At 67.2% G+C, this 14,458-nt stretch carries 14 protein-coding genes; 8 read left to right on the forward strand and 6 right to left on the reverse strand.

The features are described 5' to 3' along the window. Window positions 1-136: 136 nt before the first annotated feature. From Q8M82_RS08330 to Q8M82_RS08365, 8 genes are all read left to right on the forward strand, one after another. Window positions 137-1,735: an ABC transporter substrate-binding protein gene (locus Q8M82_RS08330; protein WP_305690898.1), complete on the forward strand. Its 1,599-nt coding sequence runs from the start codon at window positions 137-139 to the stop codon at window positions 1,733-1,735. A gap of 147 nt (window positions 1,736-1,882) precedes the next feature. Continuing rightward, window positions 1,883-2,824: an ABC transporter permease gene (locus tag Q8M82_RS08335; protein WP_305690899.1), complete on the forward strand. Its 942-nt coding sequence runs from the start codon at window positions 1,883-1,885 to the stop codon at window positions 2,822-2,824. Between the two features lie 2 nt (window positions 2,825-2,826). Then, entirely contained in the window at window positions 2,827-3,735 is a 909-nt protein-coding gene (locus tag Q8M82_RS08340) for an ABC transporter permease (RefSeq protein ID WP_305690900.1), read from the forward strand. Window positions 3,736-3,904: 169 nt separating this feature from the next. Next, a complete protein-coding gene (locus Q8M82_RS08345; protein ID WP_305690901.1) occupies window positions 3,905-4,840 on the forward strand; it encodes an N-carbamoyl-D-amino-acid hydrolase in 936 nt (311 codons plus the stop codon). A gap of 166 nt (window positions 4,841-5,006) precedes the next feature. Further along, complete coding sequence (locus tag Q8M82_RS08350; protein ID WP_305690902.1) at window positions 5,007-6,170, forward strand: amidohydrolase/deacetylase family metallohydrolase; 1,164 nt, start codon at window positions 5,007-5,009, stop codon at window positions 6,168-6,170. A 204-nt stretch (window positions 6,171-6,374) separates the two neighbouring features. Beyond that, a complete protein-coding gene (locus tag Q8M82_RS08355) occupies window positions 6,375-6,899 on the forward strand; it encodes a GNAT family N-acetyltransferase (RefSeq protein ID WP_305690903.1) in 525 nt (174 codons plus the stop codon). Beyond that, window positions 6,896-7,354: a RidA family protein gene (locus Q8M82_RS08360; RefSeq protein WP_305690904.1), complete on the forward strand. Its 459-nt coding sequence runs from the start codon at window positions 6,896-6,898 to the stop codon at window positions 7,352-7,354. Before Q8M82_RS08355 ends, Q8M82_RS08360 begins: the two co-directional genes overlap by 4 nt. Further along, complete coding sequence (locus Q8M82_RS08365; protein WP_305690905.1) at window positions 7,354-8,442, forward strand: alanine racemase; 1,089 nt, start codon at window positions 7,354-7,356, stop codon at window positions 8,440-8,442. Before Q8M82_RS08360 ends, Q8M82_RS08365 begins: the two co-directional genes overlap by 1 nt. A gap of 57 nt (window positions 8,443-8,499) precedes the next feature. Here Q8M82_RS08365 and Q8M82_RS08370 read toward each other — a convergent pair whose 3' ends face one another. The 6 genes from Q8M82_RS08370 to Q8M82_RS08395 form a co-directional block, all read right to left on the reverse strand. Continuing rightward, window positions 8,500-9,063, reverse strand: a complete 564-nt coding sequence (locus tag Q8M82_RS08370; RefSeq protein ID WP_305690906.1) for a DUF2345 domain-containing protein — start codon at window positions 9,061-9,063, stop codon at window positions 8,500-8,502. Between the two features lie 89 nt (window positions 9,064-9,152). Continuing rightward, a complete protein-coding gene (locus tag Q8M82_RS08375) occupies window positions 9,153-9,878 on the reverse strand; it encodes a DUF1028 domain-containing protein (protein WP_305690907.1) in 726 nt (241 codons plus the stop codon). Between the two features lie 10 nt (window positions 9,879-9,888). Then, window positions 9,889-11,688 carry a gamma-glutamyltransferase family protein gene (locus tag Q8M82_RS08380; protein WP_305690908.1) on the reverse strand — a complete coding sequence of 600 codons (1,800 nt, stop codon included), beginning with the start codon at window positions 11,686-11,688 and terminating at the stop codon, window positions 9,889-9,891. Window positions 11,689-11,703: 15 nt separating this feature from the next. After that, window positions 11,704-12,588: an ABC transporter permease gene (locus Q8M82_RS08385; protein ID WP_305690909.1), complete on the reverse strand. Its 885-nt coding sequence runs from the start codon at window positions 12,586-12,588 to the stop codon at window positions 11,704-11,706. Further along, a complete protein-coding gene (locus Q8M82_RS08390) occupies window positions 12,588-13,532 on the reverse strand; it encodes an ABC transporter permease (protein ID WP_305690910.1) in 945 nt (314 codons plus the stop codon). Before Q8M82_RS08390 ends, Q8M82_RS08385 begins: the two co-directional genes overlap by 1 nt. A gap of 211 nt (window positions 13,533-13,743) precedes the next feature. Beyond that, the coding region (locus tag Q8M82_RS08395) for an ABC transporter substrate-binding protein (protein WP_305690911.1) at window positions 13,744-14,458 on the reverse strand (715 nt) is incomplete at its 5' end.

The following is a 14,458-nucleotide window of genomic DNA, read 5'->3' on the forward strand; positions in this document are numbered from 1 at the left end:
GTCCCGTTTGGCACGATGCGTGCAAGCGGTCCGGCGCCTTCGGGTGGCCCGTCAGACGAGTTGTCACGGCAGATTTTTCTGCCCAAACTCGCGCCAGGGTCGCCCGCAAGAGGTTGCCGTTTCAGGGGAGAGATCGATGGACCGCAGAACATTTCTGAAGACCGCCGCGGGAACGGGCGCACTGGCCGCCGCCGGCGGTCTGGCCATGCCGGCCCTTGCGCAAGGGGCTGCGGCCAAGACCCTGCGCTTCGTGCCGCAGGCCAATCTCGCGAATTTCGACCCGATCTGGGGCACCCAATACGTCGTCCGCAACGCCGCGCTTCTGGTCTGGGATACGCTTTACGGCATCGACTCGAAGTTCCAGCCGCAGCGCCAGATGGTCGAGAGCGAGACCGTCTCGGCCGACGGCCTGACCTGGACCTTCAAGCTCCGCGACGGACTGAAGTTCCATGACGGCGCGCCGGTGACCTCCAAGGACGTGGTTCAGAGCCTGATCCGCTGGTCGGCCCGCGATCCGATGGGCCTGATGATCCGCGCCATCCAGAACGAACTGGTGCCGGTCGATGACCTGACCTGGAAATGGTCGCTGAAGCAGCCCTATCCGAAGATGCTGCTCGCTCTCGGCAAGAACAACTCGCCCTGCACCTTCATCATGCCGGAGCGGATCGCCAAGACCGATCCCTTCACCCAGATCACCGAATATATCGGCTCGGGGCCGATGAAGTTCCTGCGTAACGAATGGGTGCCCGGCGCCAAGGCGGTCTTCGAGAAGTTCGCCGACTACAAGCCCCGCTCCGAGAAGCCCGACTGGCTCTCCGGCGGCAAGGTCATGAATTTCGACCGCATCGAATGGGTGATCATGCCCGACCCGGCGACGGCCGCCGCCGCCTTGCAGAATGGCGAGGTCGACTGGTGGGAGACGCCGCTGGCGGATCTGGTGCCCGTCCTCAAGCGGAACGCCAACATCAATGTCGATATCGGTGATCCGCTCGGCAACATCGGCGCCTTCCGCATGAACCACCTGCATCCGCCCTTCAACAACGTGAAGGTGCGCCAGGCGGTGATGACGGCGCTGAATCAGGAAGACTACATGCGCGCCATCATCGGCGACGACGACAAGCTCTGGAAGCCGATGGCCGGTTTCTTCACCCCGGGCACGCCCCTCTACACGGAGGAGGGCGGCGAGATGATGAAGAAGAAGAGTGTCGCCGAGGCCAAGAAGCTGCTCGCCGAATCCGGCTACAAGGACGAGCCGGTGATCTGCGTCGTCGCGCAGGATATGACCGCGACCAAGGCGATGGGCGATGTCACGGCCGAACTGCTGAAGAGCATCGGCATGAAGGTCGACTTCGTGGCGACCGACTGGGGCACGGTCGGTGCCCGCCGCGCCCAGAAGACGGCGCCCGGGCAGGGCGGCTGGAGCATGTTCCACACCTGGCATGCGGGAGCCGACTGCGTGAACCCGGCCTCCTACACCGCCGTGCGCGCCAATGGCGACAAGGCCTGGTTCGGCTGGCCCGACGTCCCGGCGGTCGAGACGGAAGTGACGAACTGGTTCGCCGCCAAGGACATGGCCGAAGAGAAGGCCGCCATGGGCCGGCTGAACAAGGCCGCGGTCGAGAACGTCGTCTATTGCCCGACGGGCTTCTATCTCGGCTACCAGGCCTGGCGGAAGAACGTCTCGGGCGTGACCAGCGGGCCGTTCCCGGTGCTCTGGGGCGTCACGAAGGCCTGACCGGACGGGCGGGGCGCCTCAGGCGCCCCGTTGTCCGCGAGGCGGCGCGCGCTGCGTGCCGCTTCGGGCTCCTCCTCGGCGCAGGCCGGTCCCCCGACCGGCGAAGACCGATTTCGTTCGCAACGAAACAAGGACGCGTGAGCCGCAATGTTGGCCTTCATCGTCAGACGCATCATCACGACCATCCCGGTGATGGCCTTCGTGGCGCTGTTCGTCTTTTCCCTGCTCTACATCGCGCCGGGTGACCCGGCTGCGGTCATCGCCGGTGACCAGGCCTCGCCGGCCGACGTCGAGCGCATCCGCGCGAGCCTCGGGCTCGACCGTCCCTATCTGGTGCGCTTCGCGGAGTGGTCTTTCCGCGTGCTGCAGGGGGATCTCGGCACCTCGATCTTTACCTCGCTGCCGGTGACCCAACTGATCGCCCAGCGCATCGAGCCGACCCTGTCGCTGATGATCCTGACGCTGATCTTCGCGGTCACCATCGCGGTCCCGATGGGCGTCATCGCCGCCTGGAAGGCGGGAACCTGGATCGACCGCAGCGCCATGGCCTTCGCCGTGTTCGGTTTTTCCGTCCCGGTCTTCGTTGTCGGCTATCTGCTGGCCTATGTCTTCGCACTGCAGCTCGACTGGGTGCCCGTGCAGGGCTACACGCCGATTTCAGAGGGCTTCGTGCCCTGGTTCAAGAATCTCGTCCTGCCGGCGATGACGCTGGGTCTGGTCTATATCGCGCTGATCGCGCGCATCACCCGCGCCACCATGCTCGAGGTGTTGCAGCAGGACTATGTCCGGACCGCCCAGGCCAAGGGCGTCGGGCAGCGCGAGGTTCTGTTCCTGCATGCCCTGAAGAACGCGGCGGTCCCGATCGTGACCATCATCGGCATCGGCATCGCGCTCCTGATCGGCGGCGCGGTCGTCACCGAGAGCGTCTTCGCCATTCCCGGTCTCGGCCGGCTCACCGTCGATGCCATCCTGCGGCGTGACTACCCCGTCATCCAGGGCGTCGTGCTCATGTTCAGCCTGGTCTACGTGCTGGTGAACCTGCTCATCGACCTGACCTACACGATCGTCGATCCGAGGATACGCTATTGACGATGCAAAGCTCGATTCCGGCCCCTGCTGCGCTGGCAGTGGCTCCGGAGCCTGCGGTTGCCCCTCAGCTGGGGCGGTTCAGGCGCTTCCGGCGCTATCTGCGCCGTCACCCCGCGGTGGCGATCGGCGGCTCGCTGCTCGTCCTGATGGCGCTGATCGGCCTTTTCGCGCCGCTGTTGTGGACGGTCGACCCCACCGCCATCGCCACCTCGCGGCGCACGCGCGTGCCCTCCGAACTCTACTGGTTCGGCACCGACATGCTCGGTCGGGACATCTATTCCCGCGTCGTCTACGGCGCCCGCGTCTCGCTGGTGGTCGGTTTCAGCGTCGCGATCCTGTCCTCGGTCATCGGCCTGACGATCGGCCTTTTTGCGGGCTTCGTGCGGTGGGCGGACGGTATCGTCATGCGCATCATCGACGGCATGATGTCGATCCCGCCGATCCTGCTCGCGATCGCGCTGATGGCGCTGACCCGCGGCTCGATCCAGAACGTCATCATCGCGATCACCATCGCCGAGATCCCGCGCGTGGCGCGGCTCGTGCGCGGCGTCGTGCTGTCGCTGCGCGAGCAGCCCTATGTCGAGGCGGCGATCGCCAACGGCGCCCGCACGCCCCGGATCATCCTGCGCCACATCCTGCCCAACACCTTCGCGCCGATGAGCGTGCAGGCGACCTATATCTGCGCCAGCGCCATGATCATCGAGGCGATCCTCTCCTTCATCGGCGCCGGCATTCCGCCCGCGACGCCGTCCTGGGGCAACATCATGGCGGAGGGCCGCGCGCTCTGGCAGGTCAAGCCGCACATCATCCTGTTCCCGGCGATCTTCCTCTCGATCACCGTGCTGGCGGTGAATCTCCTGGGGGATGGTTTGCGCGACTCGCTCGACCCCCGTCTCGCCAAGGCGCTCTGAGGCCACCGCGGCAGCGACCGATCTCCGGGCGCTTGCGCCCGGACCTACAATCCCCGCGATCGTCGCAATCGACGCATCGCCCCGACACAGCCGAGCCTCCCGCCATGCTTGACCTCCCAGACACTTCGGCTCGGTTCCCCCTCAAGCCGTTCGCCCGGGAGGCAGGCCGATGAGCCGCATTCTCACCGTCGCAGCAGCCCAGCTCGGCCCGATCCAGCTGGACGAGAGCCGCGCCTCGGCCGTCGCGCGCATGATCGATCTGATGCGCCAGGCCAAGGCGCATGGCGCCGATCTCGTCGTCTATCCGGAAGCCGCGTTGACCGCCTTCTTCCCGCATTGGTGGATCGAGGACGAGGAGGAGATCGACAGCTATTTCGAAAGCGCGATGCCCGGCAACGAGACCGCGCCGCTCTTCGAGGAGAGCAAGCGCCTCGGCGTCGGCTTCCATCTCGGCTATTGCGAACTCGCCCAGGAGAGCGGCCGCAAACGGCGCTTCAACACGGCAATCCTCGTCGACAAATCCGGCGCGATCATCGGCAAGTATCGCAAGATCCATCTGCCGGGCCATCCCGAGCATCGTCCCGGGGCGCCGTTCCAGAATCTCGAGAAGCGCTATTTCGAGACGGGCGATCTCGGCTGGCCGGTCTGGCGCACGATGGACGCGAATGTCGGCATGATGATCTGCAACGACCGGCGCTGGCCCGAAAGCTATCGCACGATGGGCTTGCAGGACGTCGAACTGATCGTGCTCGGCTACAACACGCCCAAGCACAATCCACCGGCGCCCGACCACGACCGGCTCGGCAATTTCCACAACCAGCTGGTGATGCAGGCCGGCGCCTACCAGAACGCGACCTGGGTCGTCGGCGTCGCCAAGGCGGGCCTGGAAGCCGGCGTCGACCAGATCGGCGGCACCTGCATCATCGCGCCCACCGGCGAGGTCGTGGCGCAGGCGGTGACCGAGGGCGACGAGCTCATCGTTGCCCGCTGCGACATGGATCTCGGCAAGAGCTACAAGGCCTCGACCTTCAACTTCGCCAAGCATCGCGAGCCGCAGGCCTATGGCCTCATCGTCGAGCGCAAGGGCGCCGTGGGGCCGGTGTGAACGTTCGACCTCTTGCTCCGTCATTCCGGACAAGCGGCGAAGCCGCGCCGATCCGGAATCCATCGAAGGGCGCTGGCGCTGGAGGATGGATTCCGGGTCTCCGCTTCGCTGCGCCCGGAATGACGGCGTTTTGTTCTGAAATCGAAATGGCGGGCGAGGAAGCTCCATGATCCATGATCTCATCCTCAAAGGCGGCCGGGTCATCGACCCCTCGCAAACCCATGACGGCGTGCTCGACGTCGCCTTCACCGACGGCAAGGTCTCGGGTTTCGGCAAGGACCTGAAGGGCGCGAGGGAAATCCGCGACGTCTCCGGCTACATCGTCACGCCCGGCCTGATCGACCTGCACACCCATGTCTACTGGGGCGGCACCTCGCTCGGCATCGACGCCGACGAGTTCTGCCGCGCCTCGGGCGTCACCACCTCGGTCGATACCGGCTCGGCCGGGCCGGGCAACTGGCCGGGGTTCCGCAAGCATGTCATCGAGAAGAGCCAGGCCCGCATCCTCGCCTATCTTCATGTCAGCCACGCCGGCATCTACGGCTTCGACCACCGCGTCATGGTCGGCGAGAGCCGCGACATGGCGATGATGAACCCGATCGACTGCGCCGAGGTCGCCGACAAGAACCGCGATCTGATCGTCGGCATCAAGGTCCGCGTCGGTCTGCACGCCTCGGGCGACCAGGGCACCGCCCCGCTCAATGTCGCGCTGCAGGTCGCCAACGAAGTCGGCATGCCGCTGATGTGCCATATCGACCACCCGCCGCCCTCCTATGAGGAGGTGGTCAACATGCTGCGGCCGGGCGACGTGCTGACCCACGCCTTCCGCCCCTTCCCGAACGCGCCCTGCACGGCGCAGGGCACGGTGAAGCCCGAGGTGCTGGCGGCCCGCAAGCGTGGCGTCATTTTCGACATCGGCCACGGCAAGGGCTCGTTCTCGTTCAAGACGACGCGCGCCATGCTCGCCAACGGCTTCCAGCCCGACGTGATCTCCTCCGACGTCCACAAGCTCTGCATCGACGGCCCGGCCTATGACCAGGTCACGACCATGTCGAAGTTCCTGCTGATGGGCATGAGCCTGAACGACGTCGTCGCAGCCTCTACGGTGAACGCGGCCATGGCGCTGAAGCGGCCCGAATACGGCTCGCTTAAGGTCGGCTCGCTCGGCGACGCGACGATCCTGACGGTGAAGGAAGGCAAGTTCGACTATGCCGACGTCACCGGTGAGCACATGACTGGCGACCGCAAGATCGTCTCCGAAGGCGTCGTGCTCAAGGGCGCTTGGTGGCATCCGAAGCGGACGAACAAGTTCAGGAAGGTCGCGGGCTGAGCCCGGCAGCAGGATTGGTGCGGAAACACCGCCGTCATCCCGGACAAGCCGCGTAGCGGCGCAGCTCCGGGATCCATCGGAGGGCTCCGGAACTCTATGATGGATCCCGGAGCTCCGCTTCGCTGCGTCCGGGATGACGTCGTGTTTGGTATGAGCAGCCAGCATATGCCGGGACCCGTTATGTCGAAGGCCAGTTGGCGCCCCATGACTGCCGCCGACCTGTCGGCCGTGCTGGCGGTCGCCGCGATTGTGCATCCCGGTTATCCGGAAGATGAGGCGGTCTTCGCCGAGCGGCTGCGCCTGTTTCCGCAGGGCTGCCTCGTTCTCGAAGGATCGAGTGGTCTGCTCGGATACATCGTGAGCCATCCTTGGCATCGCGGCGCGCCGCCGGCGCTGAACACGCTGCTCGGCCTCCTGCCGGCGATGCCGGGCGCCTTCTACATCCACGATCTCGCGCTGTTGCCGGCCGCGCGGGGCAGCGGGGCAGGGCGCCTGGTTATCGAACGGCTCGTGGCCCTCGCCCTCGAAGCGCGGCTGCCGCGGCTGGCTCTGGTCGCGGTCAACGATTCGTCAGGCTTCTGGCAGAGGCAGGGCTTTCGCGAGATGCATGACCCCGCCCTTGCCGCGAAGCTCGCGAGCTATGACGATGCCGCGCGCTATCTCGAACGCGAGCTTGAAATCCCGACGCCATCGGCGTCCCCAATCGAAAACAATGAGGAACACCGATGAGCGCCGAGCAGAAACTGAAGGATCTGGGCCTGGAACTGCCTGCGATGGTGGCGCCGATGGCCAACTATGTGCGCTTCAAGAAGGCCGGTGACCTCGTCTTCCTCTCGGGCCAGGGCCCGCGCAACCCAGACGGCTCGATCCCCGCCGGCAAGGTCGGCAAGGAGTTCACGACCGAGCAGGCCTATGAGTTCGCCAGGAACACGGGGCTCGGCCTGCTCGCGGCGATGAAGGAGGCCACGGGCTCGCTCGACAAGGTCGAGGTCATCAAGCTGCTCGGGATGGTCAATGCCGTGCCGGAGTACGGCGATCAGCCCAAGGTCATCAATGGCTGCTCGGATCTCTTCGTCGCCGTGCTCGGCGAGAACGGGCGCCATGCCCGCTCTGCCGTCGGCATGGGCTCCCTGCCGGGCAACATGCCGGTCGAGATCGAAGTCATCATCAAGGTGCTGCCGTAATGGCTGCCGACCATGAAGGCCTGAAGGCCGAGATCGCGCGCGTCTACGGCACGCCGGCGGTGGTGATCGATCTCGACAAGGTCGAGGCCAACATCGCGCGCCTCCAGGCCGTGTGCGATGCCAAGGGCGTCGCCAACCGCCCGCACATCAAGACGCATAAATCGCCCGAACTCGCCCGCCTCCAGATCGAGGCCGGCGCGCGCGGCATCACCTGCCAGAAACTCGGCGAGGCCGAGGTCATGGCCGATGGCGGCATCGACGACATCCTGATCAGCTACAACATCCTGGGCGAGCAGAAACTCGGCCGTCTCGGCCATCTCCAGCGCCGGGTCAGGATGATCGTGGCGGCCGACAACCCCGTGACCATCGCCGGCCTGCCCCAGGCGGCGGAGATCGCCGGGCGCGACCTCGAGGTCGTCATCGAATGCGACACCGGCCGCCAGCGTGCCGGCGTCGAGACACCCGGAGAGGCGGTCGAACTGGCGAAGTTGATCGCGGGCTCCAAGGGGCTGCGCTTCGCCGGCTTCCTGATGTACCCGCCCGAGGATGGCTGGGCGCGCACGCAAATCTTCCTCGACACCGCCAATGCCGGCCTGCGCGAGGCGGGCCTGGAGGCATCGATCGTCTCGACCGGCGGATCGCCCAACATCCCGCATATCGGCGAACTCAAGGGCGCCACCGAGCACCGCGCCGGCACCTCGATCTTCAACGACCGCATGCAGGTCGCGGCCGGGGTGGCGAGCCTGGAGGACTGCGCGCTGACCGTCTACGCCACGGTGGTCAGCCGGGCCGGCCCCGAGCGCGGCATCCTCGATTCGGGCTCCAAGACGCTGACGAGCGACACCGGCGGCCTGGATGGCCACGGCCACATCCTCGAATACCCGGCGGCACGCATCGCGAAATTCGCCGAGGAGCACGGCTTCCTCGATCTCTCGGCGAGCAATGACCGGCCGGGCGTGGGCGAGATCGTCCGCGTGGTGCCCAATCATGTCTGTGTGGTCGTCAACATGGTCGACCGGCTGGTGACCGTGCGCGGCCGCGAACTGGTGGGCGAGTTGCCGGTCGCGGCGCGAGGCAAGCTGGTCTGATCGGTCGCAGCCGGGGGAGGCGCAGGCCTCTCCCGCATGCCGGACGATCCCGCAACCTCAGTTCTGGCCGATCTTGCTGCCCTTGATGACCGTATTGGCGCTCGACTTGACTGTGACTCGGCCCGACGCGCTGGTGGTGATGTCGCGCCCCCGCAGCGTCACCGACCCATCCTTCTTGAGCTCGAGCTGGGCGCCGCCGCTCTTCAGCGTCGCTTCGTCGGCCGCCGTCACCGAGAGCTTCTTGCCGGTCGCGATCGTCAGGTCTCTCGCGGCCTCGATCGCGAAGGACTGGTCGCTGGAGAGGCTGAGATCGACCGACGCCTGAACGTGGCACTGCCGACTGTCGAGCGCGATCTCCTGACCTCCCATCAACCTGATTCGGGTGCCGGCACTGACGGTGGCCGTACTTCCCACCACCGCGTTGAGCTGGCTGCCGACGACGAGCGACAGTGCCCCGCCGGCCGTGAGCGACAAGGCTCCTCCGGCGGTGATGCTGACGCCGCCAGGGGCCGTAATCGCGAGCGCACCGCCGGGCGTGGCGGAGATCATCGCCGTCAGGGCCGCGAGCTGGCTCTCCAGCTTGGCGATCCGGCGTTCCAGAGCGTCGCTGTCGGCTGCCATGTCGTGATCTCCTGCTCCACGGGGGCTACCGGGCGCAGCGGCAGGTGTAGCGCGTTCCGTCGGGGATCAGGAGTCCCCGGCGGAACAGCTTATTCCGGATGCCGTGCGTTCCACGCCTCCGCATAGGTCGTGCAGAGACGATCGAGTTCGTCGCGATCGGTGACTCCCGCCGGCCGGGAGCGCGAGGGCGAGGCTTGCTGGAACGGCACATAGCGCTGATGCGCGACCCGCCAGAGCCGGCGCAGCTCGGCCAGCGGATCGACATGGTCATCGACGCGGATGTCGAAGCTCGGCACCGGCTCGCCCGACCAGATCCGGATCGCCGCCGATTGCCGGCCGCGCTTGTCGCCGCCCGCCTTCTCGCCGGCCTCCAGCGCCACCAGCAGCCGCTCGTCGAAATCCAGTGCCGACGAGGCGATATAGGCCTTCAGGGTCTGCTGGATCACCTCCGGCCCGCTCAGCATGTTGCCGGCGACGGAGACCTGCGGCCCGTCGACCGCGCCGCACCAGTCGATGCAGGAGGCCCCGGTGAAGGCGGCGATCCTGCCTTCGCGGTCGATGACGTGGAGCTGGCGGTGGGCGCGGCCCTCATCGGCCGCTGTCAGCGTCGCGATGATCTCGACCGCCGAGCGGCCCTCCTGGAGCAGGCGCATGCCGTCGACCCCATAGAGCGGATTGACGAAGGCCTGCGTCGCGATCGCCCCGATGCGGCCGCCGCCATAGGGCACGCGCGAACCCACGGCGAAGGCGCAGGTCGAGACGGCGACGCCATAGGCGCCGGTGGCGGCGTCGCGGGCGACGATGGACCAGGTCATGCGGGTCTCCTCAGCGGCCGGCCGCGTAGGCCTGCATCAGACGCGGCGTCGCGGCTGCGCGCAAGAGACCGTCCTTGCTCTTTTCGGCGGCGGTGAGGCGGCCGATCGTCCAGGCCGGCGCCCGCTCGAGCTTGTGGCCGCGGCGGGTGAGGTCGGCCAGCACGCTCTCGCCGATGCTCTCCTCCACCGCCAGATGGCCGAGCTTGGCCTCGCGCGGATAGAAGGTCGAGGGGAAGTGCTGGGTGTGGAACAGCGGCAGGTCGATCGCCTCCTGCAGGTTGAGGCCGTGATGCACGCGGCGCAGGAACAGGCCGAGCTGCCACTGTTCCTGCTGGTCGCCGCCCGGCGTGCCGAAGACGAGGCGCGGCTCGCCATTCTCGAAAGCGAGCGAGGGCGTCAGGGTCGTGCGCGGGCGTTTGAAAGGCGCCAGCGCCGAGGGCAGTCCCTCGTCGAGGAAGAAGGCCTGGGCTCGCGCATTGAGCGGGAAGCCGAGCGCCGGGATCACCGGGGAGGACTGGAGCCAGCCGCCCGAGGGGGTGGCGGCGATCATGTTGCCCCATTTGTCGATGACGTCGATATGGACGGTGTCGCCACGCCGCCCGGCCGCCACCATTGCCGCCGTCGTCGGTTCGCCGACGGTCGCGTCACTCTTGCCGGCCTGTCCGGCATAGCGCACGCCGGCCAGCGCCTGCGCCACCTGCGTCTCGAAACCGGCGATCATGCCCGGGCGCAGTTCCTGCGAGGCCGTGTCGGTGATCAGGTTGCGGCGGCCGCGGGCATAATCCTCCGAGAGCAGCGTCGCCAGCGGCACCTTCACGAAATCGGGGTCGCCGTAATAGGCCTCGCGATCGGCGAAGGCGAGCTTCATCGCCTCCGCGACATGGTGCACGAAGGCGGCGCTGTCGGGCCCCATCCCGGCGATGTCGATGCCCTCGAGGATCTTCAGCGTCTGCAGGAAGACCGGGCCCTGGCCCCAGGGGCCGATCTTGAAGACCTCCCAGCCGTGATAGGTCACGCTGGCGGGCGTCTCATAGGTCGGCTGCCAGCGCGCCATGTCGTCGGCGGTGAGCAGGCCCTTGTGGCGGCGCCCGGAGGAATCGATCGCCTCCGTCGTCCGGCAGAACGTATCGATCGCCTCGGCGACGAAGCCCTTGTCCCAGGCGTCATAGGCGGCCTGGATCTGCTTCTCGCGGCTGCCGCCGGCGGCCTCGGCCTCGCTCAGGATGCGCTTGTAGGTCTCGGCCGCGGCCTTGTTGCGGAACAGCGCCTTGGCCTGCGGCACCTGCCCACCCGGCAGGTAGACCGCGCCCGAGGTCGGCCACTCGTTCGTGAACAGGTCGGTCAGCCCGGCGATGGTGTCCGAGACGCGCGGCAGCATCGGGTGGCCGTTCTCGAAATAGCCGATCGCCGGCTCCAGCACCTCGCGCAGCGGCAGCAGGCCATGGTCGCGCAGCAGCGTCATCCAGCCACCGAAGGCCCCGGGCACGACGGCGGCGAGCAGGCCCGAGCCCGGCACGAGATCGAGCCCCAGGGCCTTGAAGGCCTCGATGGTCGCGGCCTCCGGCGCCGTGCCTTGGCCGCAGATCACCTCGACCTTCTTGGTCTTCGCCGAATAGAACACCGCCGGCATCTCGCCGCCGGGCCCGACCAGATGCGGCTCGACGACCTGCAGCACGAAGGCGGCCGCGGCGCAGGCATCGAAGGCGTTGCCGCCCTTCTCGAGCATCGCCATGCCCGTCGCGGTCGCGAGCCAATGCGTCGAGGTGCAGACACCGAAGGTGCCGAGGATTTCAGGCCGGGTCGTGAACATGGGTGGTCCTTAGGCTCAGTTTTCTTTGGGATCGAGGACGTCGCGCAGGCCGTCGCCGAGCAGGTTGAAGCCCAGCACGGCGAGGAAGATGCAGACGCCCGGTGCCACCGACATCCACGGCGCCTGCTCCATGAAGTTCTTGGCGACGTTCAGCATCTGCCCCCAGGACGGGGCAGGGGGCTGCTGGCCGAGCCCGAGGAAGGACAGGGCGGCCTCCAGGATGATCGCCTGCGCCATGAACAGCGTCGACTGCACGACGATCGGCGAGAGGATGTTGGGCAGAATGTGGCGCAGCACGATGCGCAGGTCGCGGGCGCCGACGGCCCTGGCGCCCTCGACGAAATCCTCCGCCTTGACGCTCAGCACCTGCGCCCGCACCAGCCGCACGAAGACCGGCACGGCCGAGAGGCCGATCGCGATCATCGCATTGGTCAGCGAGGGACCGAGCACGGCCGCAAAGGCGATCGCCAGGATCAGGAAGGGGCAGGCCAGCATCGCCTCGGTGACGCGCGAGATCGCGGCGTCGATCCAGCCGCCATACCAGCCAGCCAGCAGCCCGAAGGGGATGCCGATGGCGAGCGCGATCACGACCGACACGATGCCCGCCAGCAGCGAGGCCTGGGCGCCGAAGAACAGCCGCGAGACCTGGTCGCGCCCGAGTTCGTCCGTCCCGAACCAGTAGAGCTCGGACGGCGGCTTGCGGATGGCGAGGAAGTTGGACTTCAGCGGGTCGGCCAGCGGCAGCAGCGGCGCCAGAACGGCCATGAGAACGAATGCGAGCACGATCGCGCCGCCGATCAGCGCGGAGCGATTGCGGGCGAGCCGCGCCAGCACGCCGGGACGTGGCCGCAAGGCGAGTTCCGGAGGCGTGGCGAGGGGGTCGGTGGCGGCGGTCGTCATCACTGCGCCCTCAGCCGCGGATTGACCAGGATGTAAAGCACATCGGCCAGCAGGTTCATCAGGATGAAGCCGATCGCCGTGCACAAAACCACGCCCTGCACGACGCCATAGTCGCGGTTGAACACCGCGTCGACGATGAGCTTGCCGAAGCCGGGAATGGTGAAGACCTGCTCGGTCAGCACGGCGCCGGCCAGCAATTCGCCGAACAGGATCGTCGTCAGGGTGATGATCGGCACGAGCGCATTGCGCAAGGCGTGCCGGTTGACGACCGCGTCCTCGTCCAGCCCCTTGGCGCGGGCGGTGCGGACATAGTCGGAGCGCAGCACCTCGAGCATGGCCGAGCGCGTATGGCGCATCAGGAAGGCGGCAAGGCCCGAGCCGAGCACGAAGGCGGGCATGATCAGCCGCTCGATGGCACCCCAGGGGTTGCTGAAGAAGGGCTCGTAGCCGGAAGCCGGCAGCCATTGCAGCTCCACCGACACGACGAGAATCAGCATGATTCCCAGCCAGAAGTTGGGGATGGAAAGCCCCGACAGCGCGAGCGCGCTGGTGGAGTAATCCACCACCGTGTCCTTGCGCCGCGCCGCCAGCACGCCCGCGGGAATGCCGATGGCGATGGCGACCAGGATCGAGGCGATGGCGAGTTGCAGCGTCACCGGCAGCTTCTGCAGGATCAGCCCGAGCACCGGCTCGCCCGTGCGCAGCGAGCGGCCGAAATCGCCCTGCACCACCTGGCCGAGCCAGGCGAAGAACTGCACGATGACGGGATCATCCATGCGGTAGATCGCCCGCAAGCGTGCGATCACCTCCGGATCGCGCTCCTCGCCGGCGATGACGAGGAACGGATCGCCCGGCAGCGCGCGCTGCAGGGCGAACACGAACAGCGACACCAGGAACAGCGTCGGGATCGCGATCAGGATGCGCCGGCCGATCAGCGCGAGCATGATGCGGCTCGACGCGGTGCCCCCCCCCCGTGGGGGGTGGGGCTTGGGGGGGGGGGCGGAAAGCAGAGGAGATCGGGCTCGATGTCTGGTTGCGGCGCTGATGCGGGCAGCTTTGCTGTGCCGCCGGTCACCCGGTCGCTCGCCCCCCATCCCTCTCCCTTCCCCACGAGGGGGAAGGGAAGCGCGTTTGCCGGCATGGCTCGACCTGGCTTCAAGACCGCTTGATCCCGGCCAGCCGGATCATGCCGTCGGGGCTGATCACGAAGCCGCTCACATTGGAGCGCATCGCGAAGAAGACCGTCTGGTTGTAGAGATAGACGATCGGCAGCTCGTCCTGCAGGAATTTCTGCGCGGCGTCGTAGCGCTTCTTGCGCTCGGCGACGTCATAGATCGTGCGGGCTTCGTCGAGCAGCCTGTCGACCTCGGCGTTGGAATAGCGCCCGTCGTTCTGGTTGCCCTTCGTGGTGACGAACTGGTGCAGGTTGCCGTCCGGGTCGATGCGGCCCGACCAGCCGATGCGGCTCATCTGGAACTTGCCCTGCTGCTGGTCGCGCAGCTGGCTGGCGAATTCCGTCGAGCGGATCTGGATGTCGATGCCGGCTTCGGCCGCCATCGCCTGGATCACCTGGCCGAGTTGGGCATCGACCGGGTTGTTGGTGACGAAGAGCTCGACCGAGACCTTGCTGTGGCCGGCTTCCTTGAGCAGCGCCTTGGCCTTGGCGACATCGCGCGCCGGCACGGGGAAGTCGGCGCTGACATAGGGGTTGCCGGGGTTGAAGGGCTGGACGATGGGCTCATAGAGGCCCTCGAAGACGACCTGGCTCAGCACCTTGCGATCGATCGAGAGCGAGAGCGCCTGTCGCACCCGCTTGTCCATGCCCATCGGCTGCTTGGCGGCGTCGCCATGGGCGGTGTTGATGGTGATG

Origin of the sequence: Allobosea sp. (genome assembly GCF_030694325.1) — a bacterium.
Classification (GTDB): domain Bacteria; phylum Pseudomonadota; class Alphaproteobacteria; order Rhizobiales; family Beijerinckiaceae; genus Allobosea.